Annotated in this window: 16 protein-coding genes; 7 read left to right on the plus strand and 9 right to left on the minus strand. The window is 68.0% G+C overall.

Going from position 1 to position 17,286, the window contains the following annotated elements; all coding sequences use genetic code 11:
• The first annotated feature begins 11 nt into the window (after positions 1-11).
• Entirely contained in the window at positions 12-479 is a 468-nt protein-coding gene (gene purE, locus DXT68_RS05965; RefSeq protein WP_045255695.1) for a 5-(carboxyamino)imidazole ribonucleotide mutase, read from the plus strand.
• A gap of 83 nt (positions 480-562) precedes the next feature.
• Complete coding sequence (locus DXT68_RS05970; RefSeq protein ID WP_373372454.1) at positions 563-1,930, plus strand: LCP family protein; 1,368 nt, start codon at positions 563-565, stop codon at positions 1,928-1,930.
• 220 nt (positions 1,931-2,150) lie between these two features.
• Here DXT68_RS05970 and DXT68_RS05975 read toward each other — a convergent pair whose 3' ends face one another.
• Together DXT68_RS05975 and DXT68_RS05980 are read right to left on the minus strand one after the other, a co-directional pair.
• The gene (locus tag DXT68_RS05975) at positions 2,151-2,735 is read right to left on the minus strand and encodes an LAVTG motif-containing sortase-dependent surface protein (protein ID WP_045255482.1); all 585 of its coding nucleotides are present in this window, start codon (positions 2,733-2,735) and stop codon (positions 2,151-2,153) included.
• 140 nt (positions 2,736-2,875) lie between these two features.
• Positions 2,876-4,636: a DUF4012 domain-containing protein gene (locus tag DXT68_RS05980; RefSeq protein WP_045255481.1), complete on the minus strand. Its 1,761-nt coding sequence runs from the start codon at positions 4,634-4,636 to the stop codon at positions 2,876-2,878.
• Between the two features lie 104 nt (positions 4,637-4,740).
• On the opposite strand from DXT68_RS05980, the gene DXT68_RS05985 reads away from it, so the two are divergent.
• Entirely contained in the window at positions 4,741-5,814 is a 1,074-nt protein-coding gene (locus DXT68_RS05985) for a glycosyltransferase (RefSeq protein ID WP_045255480.1), read from the plus strand.
• Between the two features lie 37 nt (positions 5,815-5,851).
• Here the strand turns inward: DXT68_RS05985 and DXT68_RS05990 are convergent, their stop codons facing one another.
• Together DXT68_RS05990 and DXT68_RS05995 are read right to left on the minus strand one after the other, a co-directional pair.
• Positions 5,852-6,586: an ABC transporter ATP-binding protein gene (locus tag DXT68_RS05990; protein ID WP_045255479.1), complete on the minus strand. Its 735-nt coding sequence runs from the start codon at positions 6,584-6,586 to the stop codon at positions 5,852-5,854.
• A complete protein-coding gene (locus DXT68_RS05995) occupies positions 6,570-7,439 on the minus strand; it encodes an ABC transporter permease (protein ID WP_045255478.1) in 870 nt (289 codons plus the stop codon). The genes DXT68_RS05990 and DXT68_RS05995 overlap by 17 nt, the downstream gene beginning before the upstream one ends.
• A gap of 201 nt (positions 7,440-7,640) precedes the next feature.
• Here DXT68_RS05995 and DXT68_RS06000 point away from each other — a divergent pair, with 201 nt between their 5' ends.
• Both DXT68_RS06000 and DXT68_RS06005 read left to right on the plus strand, forming a co-directional pair.
• Complete coding sequence (locus DXT68_RS06000; RefSeq protein WP_052677849.1) at positions 7,641-8,693, plus strand: glycosyltransferase; 1,053 nt, start codon at positions 7,641-7,643, stop codon at positions 8,691-8,693.
• 78 nt (positions 8,694-8,771) lie between these two features.
• Entirely contained in the window at positions 8,772-10,712 is a 1,941-nt protein-coding gene (locus tag DXT68_RS06005) for a DUF6541 family protein (RefSeq protein WP_052677848.1), read from the plus strand.
• A gap of 128 nt (positions 10,713-10,840) precedes the next feature.
• Here the strand turns inward: DXT68_RS06005 and DXT68_RS06010 are convergent, their stop codons facing one another.
• The 3 genes from DXT68_RS06010 to DXT68_RS06020 are packed head-to-tail and all read right to left on the minus strand — an operon-like array spanning position 10,841 to position 14,264.
• Positions 10,841-12,109 (minus strand): lipopolysaccharide biosynthesis protein, encoded by a 1,269-nt coding sequence (locus DXT68_RS06010; protein ID WP_045255476.1) that lies wholly within the window; start codon positions 12,107-12,109, stop codon positions 10,841-10,843.
• Positions 12,106-13,029 (minus strand): glycosyltransferase, encoded by a 924-nt coding sequence (locus DXT68_RS06015; protein WP_045255475.1) that lies wholly within the window; start codon positions 13,027-13,029, stop codon positions 12,106-12,108. Before DXT68_RS06015 ends, DXT68_RS06010 begins: the two co-directional genes overlap by 4 nt.
• Entirely contained in the window at positions 13,026-14,264 is a 1,239-nt protein-coding gene (locus DXT68_RS06020) for a glycosyltransferase (protein ID WP_082069054.1), read from the minus strand. Before DXT68_RS06020 ends, DXT68_RS06015 begins: the two co-directional genes overlap by 4 nt.
• A gap of 20 nt (positions 14,265-14,284) precedes the next feature.
• Between DXT68_RS06020 and DXT68_RS06025 the strand changes: the two genes are divergently transcribed.
• Positions 14,285-15,151, plus strand: a complete 867-nt coding sequence (locus DXT68_RS06025; protein WP_082069053.1) for a glycosyltransferase — start codon at positions 14,285-14,287, stop codon at positions 15,149-15,151.
• A complete protein-coding gene (locus DXT68_RS06030) occupies positions 15,148-16,044 on the plus strand; it encodes a glycosyltransferase (RefSeq protein WP_208856529.1) in 897 nt (298 codons plus the stop codon). The genes DXT68_RS06025 and DXT68_RS06030 overlap by 4 nt, the downstream gene beginning before the upstream one ends.
• Before the next feature lie 32 nt (positions 16,045-16,076).
• Here the strand turns inward: DXT68_RS06030 and DXT68_RS06035 are convergent, their stop codons facing one another.
• Together DXT68_RS06035 and DXT68_RS06040 are read right to left on the minus strand one after the other, a co-directional pair.
• Entirely contained in the window at positions 16,077-16,481 is a 405-nt protein-coding gene (locus DXT68_RS06035; protein ID WP_045255472.1) for a DUF2304 domain-containing protein, read from the minus strand.
• On the minus strand, positions 16,478-17,221 hold the full coding sequence (locus DXT68_RS06040; RefSeq protein ID WP_045255471.1) for a glycosyltransferase family 2 protein: 744 nt from the start codon (positions 17,219-17,221) through the stop codon (positions 16,478-16,480). Before DXT68_RS06040 ends, DXT68_RS06035 begins: the two co-directional genes overlap by 4 nt.
• Positions 17,222-17,286: the final 65 nt, after the last annotated feature.

Raw genomic sequence — 17,286 nt, forward strand, 5'->3', positions numbered from 1 at the left:
TCGGCGTCGTCATGGGATCCGACTCCGACTGGCGAGTGATGAGCGACGCCTCGCAGTCCCTCACGGACTTCGGAATCCCGCACGAGGTGGAGGTCGTCTCGGCGCACCGAACCCCCGACAAACTCATGAAGTACGCGCGGGAGGCACGCTCTCGCGGCATCCGCGTGATCATCGCCGGTGCCGGGGGCGCCGCGCACCTGCCGGGCATGCTCGCCTCGATGACCGCGCTGCCGGTCATCGGCGTGCCGGTGCCGCTCGCCTACCTCGACGGCATGGACTCGCTCCTGTCGATCGTGCAGATGCCGGCGGGCATCCCGGTCGCCACCGTCTCGATCGGGGGAGCCCGCAACGCCGGCATCCTCGCCGCCCGCATCCTCGGCACGTCCGACGACGACCTCGCCGACCGCGTCGAGGCGTACGCCCTCGACCTCGAGGCTCAGGTCGAGGAGAAGAACGAGCGGCTGAAGGGCTCACTGTGACCCTTGCGCCGCCACGAAGCTCGGCGCGCCCTCTGATCGAGACCCGGCCGCTGCGACATCCGAACACCGCTGACTCCGGGGCGATGACCAAGCGCGCCTGGTGGCTGGTGCTGCTCAACCTGTTCGTTCCGGGCTCGGCGCAGGTGCTCGCCGGTGATCGACGGCTCGGTCGTTTCGGCCTCGGTGCCACGCTCCTCGCCTGGTTCCTGGTCATCGTCGGTGCCGGACTCGCGCTCTTCGCCCGCCCGGTGCTGCTGTGGCTGACGGTGGGAGGAGGATGGTTCTCCGCCGTCGTCCTGACCCTTGTCCAGGTTCTGCTCATCGGCTACCTCGTGCTGTGGGTCGTGCTCACCTTCGACGCGCTGCGCCTCGTGCGCCTCGTGAAAGTTCCTAGTCCTTCGAAGTTCGCGATCCCGCTCGTCGCTCTCCTGCTGCTCGGCCTGGTGGGAACCGGCACCGGATACGCGGCGTCGTATGTCGGAACCGCCCGCGGAACCATCAGCACGATCTTCGGCCAGAGCGGGCCGAGCCTGCCGCCGAGCGAGGGCTACTACAACATCCTCCTGCTCGGAGCCGACAGCGGCGACGGTCGGGACTCGATGCGGTACGACAGCATCTCCGTGGTCTCCGTGAACGCGACCAGCGGGGCCGTGACCATCACCGGCATCCCGCGAGAACTCCCCAACGCGCCGTTCAGCGAGGGCAGCCCGATGCAGGCGCTGTACCCGAACGGGTTCGAAGGGCACAACTCGAACTCCTGCGGGTGGAACGGCTGGATGAACCACGTCCGCAACGCCGCCGAGGTCTGCCGGGACGATGACGGCGCGGGGCTCTACCCGGACGCCGCCTCGCACGGCTCCGACCCCGGGATCGAGGCCACGAAGGATGCCGCCGAGGGCGTCCTCGGCATCGAGATCCCCTACTACGTGTTCGTCGACATGCACGGCTTCGCCGCCCTCGTCGACGCGCTCGGCGGCGTGGACATCAACGTCACGGAACGGCTCCCGAAGGGTGGTCCGCCCGAGGGCGTGAACCCCCACGACGTCGACGCATGGGCGACGGGCTGGATCGAGGTCGGCCAGCAGCACATGGACGGTGACACCGCTCAGTGGTACGCGCGCTCGCGCTACACCACGAGCGATTGGGACCGGATGAAGCGCCAGCGCGAGCTGCAGGAGGCTATTCTCGCGCAGTTCACACCGCAGACCGTGCTGACGCGGTTCAACGAGGTCGCTGCGGCAGGCACCGCGCTCATCAGCACGGATCTCCCTCAGGACAAGCTGCCCGAGTTCTTCGACCTGATGACCAAGGCGCGAGAGCAGCCGGTCACCACGGTCGAGCTCACCCCCGACAACGGGGTCGATGAGCACTCGCCGAACTACGACTACATCCACCAGATGATGCAGCAGACCCTGCATCCGCCGACGGAGACACCGACTCCCTCCCCCTGACCGGAGCGGGGCGGCCGGACCGGAGGGTCGGGTGGCGGTGAGCAGCGGACGAACCCGGCAGTCGATGAGCCGGTCCGTTAACGAACCCACGGCCGCCACCTGAGAGTTAAGGTAGCGGCCGTGGGCCTCCGGTTCGGGCCGGATTCACTGGACGACGGTGATCGGAAGGGGGAGGGACCACCGCCGTCCAGCCGACACCCGCAGAAAGCGGGGGTCCGTCTTAGGCGCGCTTGCGGCGCACGACTCCAGTGGCGACGAGCGCTCCGCCGGCGATGAGAGCCGCAGCTCCGCCGCCGACCACCCACGGCGACACGCTGCCACCGGTGAGGGCGAGCTCGAGCCCGCCTCCTGTGAGCGGCATCTCGGTGCCGGACGCCGCGACGCCCGGATCGTGGTCGCAGCGCACGGCCGAATCGTGCCCGTGCGAGACCGTGATGGTCGCCGTGTAGGAACGCGATCCCGAGAAGGCGAGTGCGTAGGAGCCCTCACCGTCGGACGGCGGCCGGAAGGTCACGACCAGGCTGCCGTCGGCAGCCGCCGTGTTCCCCGAGATCGCCGATTCGCCGGCGTTGTGACCGGACACGGAGACACCGACCGTCTCGGACGACAGGAAGTACCCTGCCCCGAAGGTGACGGTCGACACATTGCAGATGTCGATGATCGGATCGTCGACGCCCACGCGAGGCGCACCGGAGTACGAATCGGACTCGGACGGAACGGTCAACGGCGCAGCGGTGGCGACGGCAGGAGCCATCAACACGATCGCGCCAGCGGCAAGGCTGATGGCAGCCAGTTTCTTCAGCATGATTCTCCCCAGAAATTCACGCGGAATCGCATCCGAACACACCCCTGCGTTCGATTGCGTGGATGCATCCTGTCCCCACGACAGAATTACACCCAGATATTCCCCAGTGAGACCGACACTACATCATCGGATCCTGAAAGTCACGAGGCGCACTGCAGTTCTTCTCGGGAGATCTCGGGGTCGTCGATCATCGGCGTGTGATCGACCACGGTGAGTCGCTCGCCGGCACCGGCACCCTGGTACTCGAGGGTGATCGTGGACGACTCGCCGGGTGCGAGCACGACCTCATGCTGCACGGCTGCACGCGTGCCGAGGAGGGTCGTCTGAACGCTCTCCTGCTCGCCATCGCGGTCGATGTGCGACGCGGTGGCGCCTTCGGGGCCGTACACCGTGATCAGGGTGCCGATGGATCCGGGCGGGACTCCGTAGAACCCGTTCGCCGTGACGTACGGCGGCAGGGTGGTTCCCGCATCCGCCGGTGCGTCGTTGGTCCAGGTGACCCGCACCTGAGTGGTCGGTTCGCCGTCGCACACCCCCACAGATGTGGTGATCGCGGCATCCGTGTAGTAGTCCATCTTGCCGCCGGTGGTGTCGTTCATCAGCACGCCCACATGCGTCTCCGTGTCGTCGACGGGAAGAGCGCCGCCGAGTGACGATGCGGCCAGCATCGTCTGCTCGTCTTCGTGCGCACTCCAGATGCGGATCCGGTGCTGCTCGGCCGAATCGGCCAGCGCCGCCACGAGATCTTTCGGATCTGCGGTCGACAGCGCCGCCGACAGCAGGGCTCCCGCCGCCTGCGAGAAGACCTCGTCCTGGGCCGCAGGATCCGGGACCGCGGCGTAGATCTCCGAGAGCAGGAAGTTCACCACCGTCTCGTGCGTGACGGTGAACGGCCCGAACGTGAGTGGACCCGTCGCCTTCAGGAGGGTCTCGGTCATGACCGCGTCCACGGCGATCACCCCGTCGATCGGCTGGCCGAACCTGTTCTGCCAGCGGGCCGCTATCGCGGGGCCCGCCTCGGTGAAGTCGGGAACGCTCGTCAGATTCTGCATGTAGCGGCCGGGGCGGTCCTCGAACAGCGCGACGGTCGATTCGCTGAGCGGAAGCGGCTCGTCGAGCGACGGGAAGTCGGGGACCGAGGCCTGCTGGACGAGGGTGACCCGTCCGTCCTCCGCGTGCAGCAGCGCGATGGCGCCGATGATGCCTCCGGAAGAGCGCAGCTCCGCGTTGTTCTGCATCGCCAGGACGTAGTTGCGAGGACCATCCGCACCCAGCATGCTCGGCAGCAGCGCGGCCGCGCCGTGCAGCGATCCGACCACGGTCGCCGCCTGGGTGACGGTCGAGCGCATCTCTCGCACTGCATCGGCGAGCGGGGGGAGCGTCGCATCCGCGTCGATCCGGAGAGCGCGGTCCTGCGCGGCGCTCAGCGTCGCGCTCGCATCCGCGAGCGGCGGCTCGATGGCGGCGAAGGGTGCGATGTCGATCGCGCCGTTCGACAGGCCGAGGCTGGCCAGGTTCAGCGCACCGGCGGCGTCGAGCACCGGCACGAGTGCGTTCGAGGCGACGTCGTCGGCGATCTCGGCCACGTCGCTCACGGCCGCGAAGTTCGGTCCGAGCCAGGGGAGGATGCCGAAGGCGTGCCACACGGGATCGGAGGTGAGATCGTGCGCGGACCCCGCATGATGCGCGATGCGGGACGAGAGAGAGGCGGCCTTCTCGAGATCGCCCTGGCCGACGGCCTCCTTGAGCGTCGACGACGACGTCGCCACCTGCTGCAGGTCGTTCACGGCGCCGATTCCGCGCACCGTCACCCACCCGATCGCGAGCACGAGAATCGTCAGGATCGCGCCGAGGGTCCACCGCAACCACCGACGACGTACAGGAAGGCGTCCGTCACTCACTCCTGCATTCAAGCACGAAGCAGGATGGAGCCGGTACGGCGGAGCACACGCCCCACGCGGCCGTGCTCCGGGGTTCTCCAGCTGCGGACGGCTACTGTTGTCGCATGGGTGCTCGGCTGCGTGTTGTTCTGGATCAGCTGACGCATGTCGTCGACGGGAATCACGCGTTCGCGTCATCGGATCTCGCCGCAGCACTGGTCGCGACCGCACCGTCCGGATGCGAGGTCGAGGCGATCGTGCCCGCCGGGGCCGAGGTGTCGATCCGCGGGATCGCGGATGTCCGCAGGCTCTCGCTCGCGCGCCGCGAGCTCGCCGGCTCGTGGCAGCTGGGGATCCCGGCCGGCGCGGGTGACGGCCTCATCCACTCCGCGACGCTGATGGCGCCGCTCGTGCGGCACGACCGGGTGCACGATCACGACCAGACGACCGTCACTCTCTGGGACCTGCGCGCCTGGGACGCCCCGCAGCTGCTGTCCAAGTCGACGGTGTCGTGGCAGCGCGCGATGCTCAAGAGAGCCGTCAAGCATGCGGACGCCGTCGTGGTGCCCTCGCACGCGATCGCGGCCCGACTCGGAGAGATCACGAAGCTGGGCGACCGGATCCGCGTGATCTCCGGTGCTGTGCCGTCATCGTTCGTCGTGCCGTTCGACGCCGCCGAGCGCCGCACCGCTCTGTCGCTTCCCGCGTCCTACGTCGTCGTCACCGGCGCCGCCGACTCCCTCGAGACCGGATTCCGCGCGGCTCTCGCGACGGGCCGGGATGCCGTCGTCCTCGACGCCCCGGAGGGCGGAGAGCCGGCCCTCGCCGAGATCGCCGCGGCGGTCGGTCTGCCCGAGGCCCGCGCGCACATCCGCGGAGTGCTGTCGACGGAGGACCGCGCCGCCGTCTTCGCCGCCGCCGCCGCGATGGTCGCCACGGATGCCGGAGCAGGGTGGCCCTGGCGTGCGGTTGAGGCGATGACCCTCGGCGTCCCCGTGGTCGCCGTCGAGAGCGGTGTGCACCACGACGTGATCGCGGACGGCGGCATGATCGTCGACGCCGCGGATGCTCCGGACGCCGCCGTCGACGCCGTCGGCGACGGCGCGAGAAGGCTCAGCGTCCTCGCCGCGGACCGCTCGAGGTCGTTCTCCTGGCTCGGTGCCGCCGAGCGGGTGTGGGGCCTGCACGCCGATCTCTGAGCGGGTGCCTGGCCCGTCAGAGCCGGCGCCGGATTCGTCAGGAGCGCATGAGCTCGACGGCATCCGCACTGGGGCCGTCGAATCGCACCTTGCCGTCCTGCAGCAGGATGCCGCGCTCGCACAGGTGCGAGACCATGTTCAGGTCGTGGCTGACCACCACCAGGGTCTTGCCCTGGGAGTGGAGCTCGCGCACGCGTGCGAGGCACTTCTTCTGGAACGGCTCGTCGCCGACCGAGAGGATCTCGTCGATCAGGAGCACGTCCAGATGCGTGTGGATCGCGACCGAGAACGCCAGGCGCAGGAACATCCCTGAGGAGTAGTGCTTGACCTCGGTGTCGATGAACTTCTCGATCTCACTGAACTCGACGATGGAGTCGAACTGCTCCTTCGTCTCCTTCTTCGACATGCCCAGGATGGCCGCGTTCAGGTAGACGTTCTCGCGACCCGACAGATCGGGGTGGAATCCGGCGCCGACCTCGATCAGTCCCGCGACCCTGCCCCGGGTGCGCACCTGTCCCTCGTCGGGGCGAAGCACGCCGGAGATGAGCTTGAGCATCGTCGACTTGCCCGAGCCGTTGAAGCCGAGCAGCGCGACCGCCTCGCCCTCGCCGATCTCGAAGGAGATGCCGTCGAGCGCCTGGAACTCCGAGGTGAGGGGCTTGCGTCGCATCGCGGCGACGAAGGTCTCCTTCATGGAGTGCGTATGGCGCAGCTTGAAGTGCTTGTGCACATCCTCGACGAGGATGCGGGGAGCATCAGAGATCCTGGGCAAAGCGACCCTCCAGACGGCGGAAGACGATCTCGCCGATGATCAGGATGACGATGGAGACGGCGAGAGCGATCACCGCGTGGAACCACATCGACGGCAGCGGCTCGGCGTTCGCGGGATTCAGAGCATGCCAGATGCCGTAGTGGAACAGCTCGACGGCACCGGTGATCGGGTTCAGCGCGTACAGCTGGAACAGCCATTCGGGGACCTTGGTGGCCACCATCTGCCACTGGTACATCACCGGCGATGCCCAGACCGAGATCATGACGATGATCTCCACGAAGCTCTGCGCATCGCGGAACGTGACGTTGATCGCGCCGAAGAGCAGTCCGAGGCCCGTCGCGAGCAGCGAGATGATGACGAGACCGAGCAGGAGGGCGGCGATGCCGATGACGCTCGGAGACCAGCCGAAGAAGAGGGCGATCACCAGCACCACGATGATCTGCGGGACCGTGTTGATGGCCGCGACCATCGTGCTCGCGACCGGGAACATCTGCCGCGGGAAGTAGATCTTCTTGATCAGCGCGGCGTTCTCGACGAGGGACTTCGTGGCGTTCGCGAACGACTCGTTGAAGAACGTCACCGCGGTGATACCGGACAGCAGGTAGATCGGGTAGTACTCGATGCTGTCGTTCAGGCGCAGGAACACGCCGAGCGCGAAGTAGAAGACGAGGAACTGGATCAGCGGCTTGACGTACGACCACAGCCACCCGAGCACAGAGCCGCGGTAGCGGATGCCGACTTCCTTGCGGACGATCAGGCTGAGCAGGTAACGACGACGGAACACGTCGAGCAGTCCAGTACTCGATCCGGGTTGCGTCAGTCGCAGCTCGGCGGGCACAGATGTTTGCGACATGGCGTCCTCGTCACCTCCGTCAGACGTCCTGTTCGGGGGGGAACGCCTCGTCAATCATAGGTTCTCCGAATCACGCGCTTCGTCATTGTGCAACGCTCGCGGAGTGTCGGGTGGCGGGCAGCTTCGTATGCGACCTCCGATCGGGCGGAGGTAGGCTCCTTCGTGACCGATCACACGACCACGACGGGGAGCCGAGCGGCAATGACCTCTCAGAGCGGCTGGATCGTACTCGCCGCATATCAACCGAACGCCGAGCTCTTCGCTCGCCAGCTGCGCAGCATCCAGGCTCAGACGATGCGGGAGTGGACCTGTGTCATCTCCGTCGACGGAGACGACGCCACCGTACGTCGCGTGCTGGCGGAGACGGTCGGCGATGACGGCCGGTTTCGTGTGGTCGCAGACGGCATCAGGCGCGGTTTCTATCTCAATTTCGAACGCGGCCTGCTCGAGGTGCCGGTGAACGCACCGTGGGTCGCACTCAGCGACCAGGACGACTACTGGTGCGAGGGCAAGCTCGCCCTCCTCACGGCGCAGCTCGAGACATCGCCCCTCGCCTCCGGGCAGGCGCGTCTGGTGAGGCATCCGTCCGGGGAGGTCACCGGCGTCACCGACCGCACATTCTCCGGAGGCGCGCAACTGGTACTTGCCAACCAGGTCACCGGTTCGCTCTGCGTGTTCAGGGGTGAGCTGCTCGAGACGGCGCTGCCCTTCCCACGCGTGCCCACGCGGGTGGAGACGCACGACCACTGGCTGGCCGTCGTCGCGGCGACGTACGGCGACCTGGCCATCGTGGGGGATGTGGTGCAGGACTACGTCCAGCACGGATCGAACGTCTACGGGGATCCCTCCCAGCAGAAGGCGATGGGGCTCGCCGAGACCGTTCGTGAGACGTTGGCCAAGGCGCGCAAGTATGAGGGGAATGCCGGTCCTCTCGCAGTCCTGCGGATGTTCTTCCTCGTGCAGGTCGGATGGCGTCAGGTGATCGTCGAGGTGCTGCAGGCCCGTGGCCGCCCTGTCGACGCGGGCATCGACGCGGCGTTCGGACGTCGTCGACGCCTGCGTCCGCTGCGCCGTCTCCAGCACGATGCCGAGGTCGCGGGAACGATGGTGCGACGTTCCTCCATCGAGTACCTGATCAGCTGGGCGGCCGGAGCATTCACCGGAGGGCGCCGTCGTGCGCACGCGCTCGCAGCGCGGGCGTCGGCGGCCGGCACCGCATCCACTCGCGACGGCGCACAGGACAGTCCACGATAGGATCGGTGCGGCGCGGCCGTCGTCCGGCAGTGCGGCGCGATCAATGACAGCCGTCGACCAGGAGAGCACGACACACCCATGACGATCTGGATCGAACTCCTGCTCGCGCTCGGCATGCTCGGTCTGCTGATCTTCCTCCCCGGTTATCTCATCGCCCGAGCTCTCGGGCTGCGAGGGCTGTGGTCGGTCGCCGTATCCGGCCCCGCATCGGTGACCGTCGTCGTGGTCGCATCCATCGCCGCCCCTCTCGTGGGCATGAGATGGGGCGCGCTTCCTGTCGCGATCGTCGCCGTCGCGCTGATCGCCGTCGTGGTCGCGTTCCGCATGCTGCTGTGGCGGGGATCCATGCCCACGTCTCCGCAGGAGAGTCTGAGGCCGTTGGCGCTCGTCGCGACGGTGGCAGCGCCCCTCGTGATCCTGGTGCAGGTGGTCCTCATGATCGCCTCGCCCGATCACATCTCGCAGACGTTCGACAACATCTTCCACCTGAACGCCGTGCGCTACATCCTCGAGACGGGCAATGCGTCGCCCTTCTGGGTGTCGTCGCTGACCAGCGCCGAGTCGGGGACCGTCCCGACCTTCTACCCCGACGGCTGGCACGCGCTCTCCGCCCTCCTCGTCGAGCTGAGCGGCGTGTCGATCCCGGTCGCCTCGAACGCGCTTCTGATCGGTTTCGCCGCGTTCACCTGGACGATGGGGATCATCGTTCTCACCCGGGAGTTCTGGGGCGGACGCACCGTGACGATCGTCGCGGCGGCGGCCGCATCGACCTGTTTCCCGGCCTTCCCGCTGTTGCTCGCCGACTACGGCGTCCTCTTCCCGTACCTGATGGCCGTGAGCTTCGTCCCGGTATCCCTGGCTCTGCTGGTGAGAGCGGTACTGGGCTCGCACTCGGGCGGGCGGGATCGCACTCCCTGGTTCATCGCACTGGTCGGACTGCTTCCGGCTCTCGCCGTGAGCCACCCCGGTGCGCTCGTCGCGCTGCTGGCATTCGCCGCGGTCGTGTTGGTCACGGCCGCCATTCGACGCGCTGTGGCCACTCCGGGGCAGACTCCCGGAGGAATCTGGCCGTGGGTGGGCATCGGCGCTTATCTGCTCATCGCCGCGGGCCTCTGGTACTTCCTGCGACCGCCCGAGGATGCCCGGACCTGGGCCCCGGAGATGACCGTCGGGCAGGCGCTCGGCGAGATCATCACCGCCTCCGTGAACCGCGCTCCGGTGAATCTCGGGATGGCCGTGCTCATCGTTCTGGGCGTCGTGGCGATCTTCCGGGCACGGACGGCTCGCGGGTGGCTCGCCTTCGCCCTCTTCGTGCTCGCGGCAGCGCTGTACGTGACGGTCGCCGGTGTTCCGTACCTCGTGCTGCGCGACATCCTCGTCGGAGCCTGGTACAACAACATCCCGCGTCTTGCCGCGCTCATGCCCCTGGTCTGGGTGCCTCTGGTCGCGCTCGGGTTCACGACGGCCTGGGACGCGCTCATCGCACGTCGTCGGACCGCAGGCAAGACGGTGCTCACGACCACTCTGGTAGCCGCGATCGTGGTCGCGCTCTTCCCGCTCCCTCAGGCGATGAGCATGCGTCAAGCGATACGGGATGCGAGATCGAACTACGCTGTGACGACTCAGGCGCCGCTTCTCAGCACGGATGAAAGAACCCTCCTCGACCGTCTGGACGACGAGGTTCCGGCGGATGCTGTCATCATCGGCAGTCCCTGGACCGGCACAGCTCTCGCGTACGCTCTGGCGGACAGGGAAGTGCTGCTGCCCCATACCCTCATGTATGTCTCGCCCGAGATGCAGGAGATCCTGGACAGACTGGACACGGCCAAGACCGGCTCTCAGGTCTGTGAGCTCATGCTCGACCGCCGGGTCGCCTACGTGCTCGATTTCGGTCGACGCGAGGTCAACGATGGAAAGCACGTGTACAAGGGGCTCGATCGGCTCGCGACATCCGATGCGGTCGAGCTCGTCGATTCAGAAGGCGCCGCGCGTCTCTACCGCGTCACCGCTTGCGGCTGAGGCTGACCCGCAGATGCTCGACTGAGGTCGAGCCTCTGGGGCTGAGCCTCTAGGGCCGAGCGTGAGGCTGAGGTCGAGGCTTGCTGAGCGTGAGCCTGAGGGGCTCTCTGTCGGACAGCTCCGGCGCCTCACGCCGACTCGGCGGCGAGACCGCGCAAGGCGGTCCGCGACCTGTACACGGCGAGGCCGATCGAGGTCAGGGCGAGCGCGATCAGAGCCCCGGGGACCCCCAGAAGCAGCGTCCCTCCCAGAACGCCGAGCAGTGCTGCTCCGGTGGCGACGCCCGCGGAGAGCGCCAGTTCTCGGGAACGGCCGAGCGTGACGAGTACAGCGAGACCCGTGACCTGGCTGATAGCCTCACCCGCGAAGCCCAGTCCCATCACCACGGCGATGAGGATGGGGATGGTGATGGCTCCCTGCGACAGCAGAGGCGCGACCCAGGGAGCGCAGGTGATCATTCCGATGGCGCCGACCACCCCGATCGCGCACGCGACGAGCATCGCGATGCGCCCGCGAGAGCGGATGTGCTCACGCCCCGCCTCGGGCACCCAGCTCTGGACGGCCTGCAGGATCGGCGCGAGGACCAGACCGGCGTAGCGTGACAGTCTGTCGGCCAGGACGAACAGCGGCAGCGCGGTGGCGGGGACGATGAGCTTGACGATCACGATGGGAAGCGTCGTGAGCAGACTCGTGGTGAAGGTGGCCGTGAACCCCGGCACCTGATCGCTCAGGAGACCGCGCAGCGTCTGGGAGCGATCGACCCGCCACTGCCCGTCGGCGGACCGGGTGGCGACGAACACGCAGGATGCGAGGAGTCCCAGCACCGCGAACGTCGCGGTGCACGATGCATAGGTGAGCAGCGAAGGGGCCAATAGCACGCCCACCAGCGCCGCTCCCTGGCCGAGGATCGCGGGCAGGGCGTCGAAGAGGAAGAGCGCGACCGGCCGGTTGGTGCCGATGAAGTACCAGCCTGCAGCGGCCGCCGGAGCCACCGCGGTGAGGGAGACGAGAGCGGCGATGATCGGATCGTCATGGACGATGAAGGCGGCGATGAACGTGCCTGCTCCCAGAACCGGAACCAGGATGAGGAGGCGCGCGAGCAGCGAGGTCGCGAAGAATGCCTTGCGCTCGGTCGGGGGAAGGCTCGCCACCGTGCTGGGACCGGTGGCGCCCCATCCGAAGCCGACGATGACGGCGAAGAACTGTGCGATCGACTGCAGCACGGCGAGGCGCGCCCAGGTGGTGTCGCCGAGCTGCCCGATCAGCACGGGGATCGACGCGACGCCGACCAGCGTCGACAGGATGATCGACAGCGAGAACAGGAAGGAGCGCCGAACCAGTTCGTGACCGATGGCCTTGCGTGCACGCCCGCGGTGCGACGTCGGGCCGTCGTTCATGGTGCCTTCCTGCCGAGGCGGTTGAGTCGCGACACCAACGACGCCGGGATCCGGCCGCCCACATCGGCGCGTCCGTCGCGGATGCCGTGGCGCAATGCCAGCAGCTGCGCCCTGCGGTCACCGGCCACGAGCAGTCCGCCGATGATCATCGACGAGAGAAGCCTTGTGCGGCGCCACGTCCACATCGTGCGCTCGCGCCCGAAACGGCGGGACAGGATGACAGAGTTGCGCACCATGTAATAGGTGCGGAAAGGCGCGTGGTAGAGCAGATGACGCGCCCGGCCGCCGAGGACGAGTGGGCGCCCGAAGACAGTGAGGGGGACGAGCGTCCCCAGTTCGTGGCCGATGTCGGTATCGGGAACGAGCACGTAGCGGAACCCTTCTCGCCATGCTCGCAGCGTGTACTCGCTGTCGACCGCGTCGATGAAGAGCGATTCGTCGAAGGGGCCCACACGGTCGTAGGCCTCGAGACGAACCAGCTGACCGGCCTGGATCGGGTCGAAGGGGTGGCCGTCGTGATCCAGGAGGACACCTGTCCCTCCCGCGGAGGAGGGGACCGCGCCGACGGGTCGTTCGCCACGCGTGAGGGCAGAGTCCAACTCGGCGAGCGCGCGCCGGACGTATCCGTCGGGAATCCAGGAGTCCTGGTCGAGCGTGAGGACGTGCGTCGCACCCGCGTCGCGAGCCGCGGTGAAGCCGACGTTCAGGGCCTTCGCGATACCGCCATTCTCAGGCAGTTCGATCACGTGCACCCGGGGGTCCTCGAAACCGAGCGCGACAGTCGAGGCGGTTCCGTCATCCACGAGGACGACGGAACGGACCTGCGTCAGCACGTCCGACACGTGGCCGCGCAGACCTTCGGGCGCGCGGAACGTCGGGATCACGGCGATGACGACCGCCTCGGTCGGAGTATCGGTCATCGGGAGCCCTCCTGGACGAGTTCCTCATACAGTGCGACGATCCGCTCGCTGAAGGCCTCGAGGCCGTACTCCCCGGCCGCCCAGTCGCGGATCTCGGACTCCCTGGCGCGGTCCGAGTCCCGCGCCGCGGCGACGACCGCGTCCGCGAACTCGTCGGGGTCGTCCGTGACACGGCGTATCGCGTCTGCGCGCTCGATGCCCTCTGCGCCGACGGGGGTCGCCACGACGGGGATGCCGCGGAGCAGCGCGTCGATCGTCTTGAACTTCACCCCGGCGCCGTTGTGAAGAGGAACGACGATCACGTCGGCCTCATCGAGATGGGGATCCATCGATTCGACGAATCCCGTCACCGTGACAGAAGGATCCTCGGCGGCGATCTGTCGCAGCGCCGAGCTGGGATGGGCGCCCACCACCGTGAACCGCGCGGAGGGCAGCGCTGCGCGCACCCGTGGCCAGACGCGCTGCAGGAACCATCGTGCCGCCTCGTCGTTGTCGGGACGCCCCATCGCGCCGCTGAACACGACCGTGGGGGAGGAGCCCACCGTACGTGCCGACGATGCGGTCGGTAGAGCGAAGCCGGGTCGGACGACTTCGGGGCGGGCGCTAGGGGCGAGCGCGCGGACCAGACGGGCGTCCTTCTCGCTGAACACGACGACCATGTCGGCGGCCTCGAAGGTGCGGCGCTCGCGACGAGCGCTGAGCGTGGAGGCAAGCGTGTAGGCGAAGCGCTTCAGCACGCCCTGGGCGGTCTCGGCGGCCCGGGACCAGCGTTGTGTGATCACATCGTGCGCGATCACGACCAGTCGGGCGCGGGGTGATCGAGCCCGCGCGATTGGGATGAGGCTGCCCATCTCGGACCACTGGAACTCGACGATGTCGGCATCTGCCAGCAGAGCGGCCGCCGAGGGGCTGCGGCGCAGCGCGCGTCGGAACCACGCATGAGCGGAGCTCCCACGGAGCAGCGAGCCGACGTCGGCGACCGTCTTCAGACCATCGGACGCACTCGGACCCGAACCAGAGAGGACGAGCAACGGCCCCGCCGCCCCCTTGTCGACCGCCTCCCGGTTCAGCGCGGTCGCCGGCGCGATCGCCGTGACCTCGAACGCGGTCCGGAGCGCGCGGTGATGCTGGAGGGCGTACTCGCCGCCCGCGTGCGCGATGCCGGTGTACGGGACGTACTTGGTCACGCTGACCACGGTGGGACGGACACCGGGCTCAGGTGAGGATGCATGCATATCAGCTAGCCTAGGCGTCGATGTCCGAGATTAATGACGCCGCGTTGTCGGCTGCCCGATACGCCGCGGTGATCATCGCCTACCACCGCCAGGATCTCGTGTCGGCGGTGATCGAGCGCCTTCGCGCGCAGACCCGGCAGCCCGAGATGATCGTCGTCGTGGACAACGGAGGCGACATCGACGAGGCCGCTCTCGCCGGGGTCGGCGTCGCGCCAGTCCTCATCCGCCGCGGCGACAACCCCGGGTACGCGGTCGCGGTCAATGTGGCGGCGGAACGCGCGCGAGACGCGGGGATCGAGAACCTCCTGGTACTCACCCACGATGCGGTCTTCGGCCCCACACTCGCCGCCTCCCTTCTCGACGCGCTGGGCGCGGACGAGGGAGCGGGATGCGTCGCTCCGACGCTGCGCTGGGTCTCGCGGCCCGAGCGCATCTTCTCCTCGGGGGGTGTGGTCACGCGCGGAGGTCGTGCCTACCACCGGACCGATGAGATCCGGCACGCGAGGGCTGTGCACTGGGTGGATGGGGCGGTCCTGCTGCTCCGGCTCCGCGCGCTCGACGCGATCGGGGGCATGGACGAGCGGTACTTCCTCTACTTCGAAGACGTGGACACGGGATGGTCGCTGGCGAGAGCAGGTTGGCGCACTCTCGTGGTGCCGGAGACCGCACAGCAGGAGCCCGGCGCCCATCCGCTGCGCCTCGGCCTGCGCAACATGGTTCTCTTCGCCCGCAAGGCTCGGCTGCCGCGGATTCCGGTCGTCTTCGCCGTCGCACGTCGGGCCGCCGAGGAGCTCATCGTCGGCGTCCGACGCGATCGTCGACTCCCCGTCCTCGACGCGGGACGAGGCATCGCCGACGGTCTGCGCGATCGTCGGGGGAAGCCATGAGTGCGGGAATCACGATCGACATCCTCCTTCCGTTCTACAGCCCGATCGATCGGGCATGGCCGGCCATCGAATCCGTTCTGGCTCAGACTCATCAGAACTGGCGACTCGTGGTGGTCGACGACGCGTATCCGGAACAGGGCATGCGCGAGCGCCTGGTGGCGCTGGGAGATCCCCGGATCGAGTACGTGCGCAACCCGGAGAATCTCGGCCTCGCTCGGAACTTCAGTCGCTGTCTCGAGCTGGTCCGAGCCGACCACTTCGCCATGCTGGGCGATGACGATCTACTGCATCCGACGTACGTCGAGAGCATCGCCGCGCAGTTGGACGCGCATCCCCAGGTGGACATCGTCCAGCCCGGAGTGCGGGTGATCGACGCCGAGGGCAATCAGGTCCTGCCGCTGGGCGATCGGATCAAAGCGGTTCTCCGACCCCGCGGTGGTCGCTCGGGCACGGTGCTGACGGGCGAGTCGATGGCCGAGAGTCTGATGCGAGCGGATTGGGCCTACTTCCCGTCGCTGGTCTGGCGGACGACCACCGCGCGGGGGCTCGGCTTCCGCGACGAGTATGCCGTCGCTCTCGACTACGGGCTCCTGCTGGACATCGCGCTCTCCGGTGGCTCCATCCTCGTCTACGACGACGTCGTCTTCGACTACCGACGTCACCGGGCATCCGTGTCCTCGGTGACGGCGACGTCGGGCGTCCGTTTCGAGCAGGAGCGGGAGTTCTCGCTCGCGTTCGCGGATGCGATGTCGTCGCGGGGGTGGAGCCGCGCCGCGCGCATCGGCCGCCGCCGCATCATCTCCCGACTGCACGCGGCGGTCGAGACACTCGGCGCTCTCGTCGCCGGCGATGTGCGCCGCAGTCGCGCCCTGCTGCGCTTCGTCGTCAGCTGAGCCGGCGACGTCTCGCTGCGGCTCAGCGGGGATCAGGACGCGTCAGCGTCTGTGCCGTGAGAGGGGCCAGGATGACGGGCGGTCTCGAGGTCGTCGATGCGTCGTGTCAGCGCGTCGATCTCGGTGCGAGCGAGTGCGGCCTCTTCTGCAACCCGCCGCATCTCGTCCTCCGTGTGCGAGAGCTCCCACGACAGATGCAGTGCCACCGCGAGCAGGAGCACGATCGCGAGCGAGAACAGCAGATTCGCCGGAACTTGGACACCCAGCAGCGCCGTCGCCCAGATGAGCAACCCGGGCATGAGGCCCAGGAGCAGCACGCACACCGCGATGAGGATCCACATCACGGCGTACTTCTCGCGCAGTCTCCGCGCGAGCAGCATCCACAGGACGATCACGAGGATGATGACGGCCATCCCGATCCCGGCGGCGACGATCATGGCTGCTCCGATCGAGCGACGGCCTGAGCGCGTCGGGGGCCGCGCAACAGTGCGAGTGCGAGCGCAAACACCGAGCGCAGAAGGTAGATGGAGGCTCCGACGGGCCCCTTGCTCGGGGTGCCGTGCACCCGTGCGCGCATGGCGACCGGCACCTGGGTCACGACGAGCCCCGAGTGACATGCCGCGACGAGCGAATCTATGGTGTCTCCGAGGTATTCCGCGGGGTAGTACGCGATGTACTGCGCGAGGGCGCGCTCGTTGGCCGCCCGGAATCCGCTCGTGACATCGGTCAGCCGCGTCTTGGCGACTCGCGACACGGTGCGGGCGAGGAAGAGCATCGCCCATTTGCGCGGCCCTCCGACGGAGTAGTCGCCGACTTCGGCGAAACGTGCGCCGATCGAGATGTCCGCATGCGCCAGCCCTCCGAGAACCCGCGCGATGTCCGCCGGGTTGTGTTGGCCGTCGGCATCCACCTGGATCACCTGCCGGTAGCCGTGGCGATGCGCGTAGGTGAAGCCGGTGCGCATCGCGCCACCGACCCCGAGGTTGAAGGGGAGCGAGATCACGGTCGCACCGGCGGCGCGCGCCACCTCGGCCGTGTCGTCAGCCGAGCCGTCGTCGACTACCACGACGTCGTAGGACGGGCTGGCTTGGCGGACCTCTGCGACGGTGTTCCCGACATTACGGGCCTCGTTCCATGCGGGAACGATGATCAGCACTCGATCAGGCAGTGTCGTCATAATCCGTTCAGTCTACCGGGATGGTCGGGTGCGCTGCGGCGGCGGAGCCGACGTCTCGCCAGCTG

The sequence above is a fragment of the Microbacterium foliorum genome, from assembly GCF_003367705.1.
Classification (GTDB): domain Bacteria; phylum Actinomycetota; class Actinomycetes; order Actinomycetales; family Microbacteriaceae; genus Microbacterium; species Microbacterium foliorum.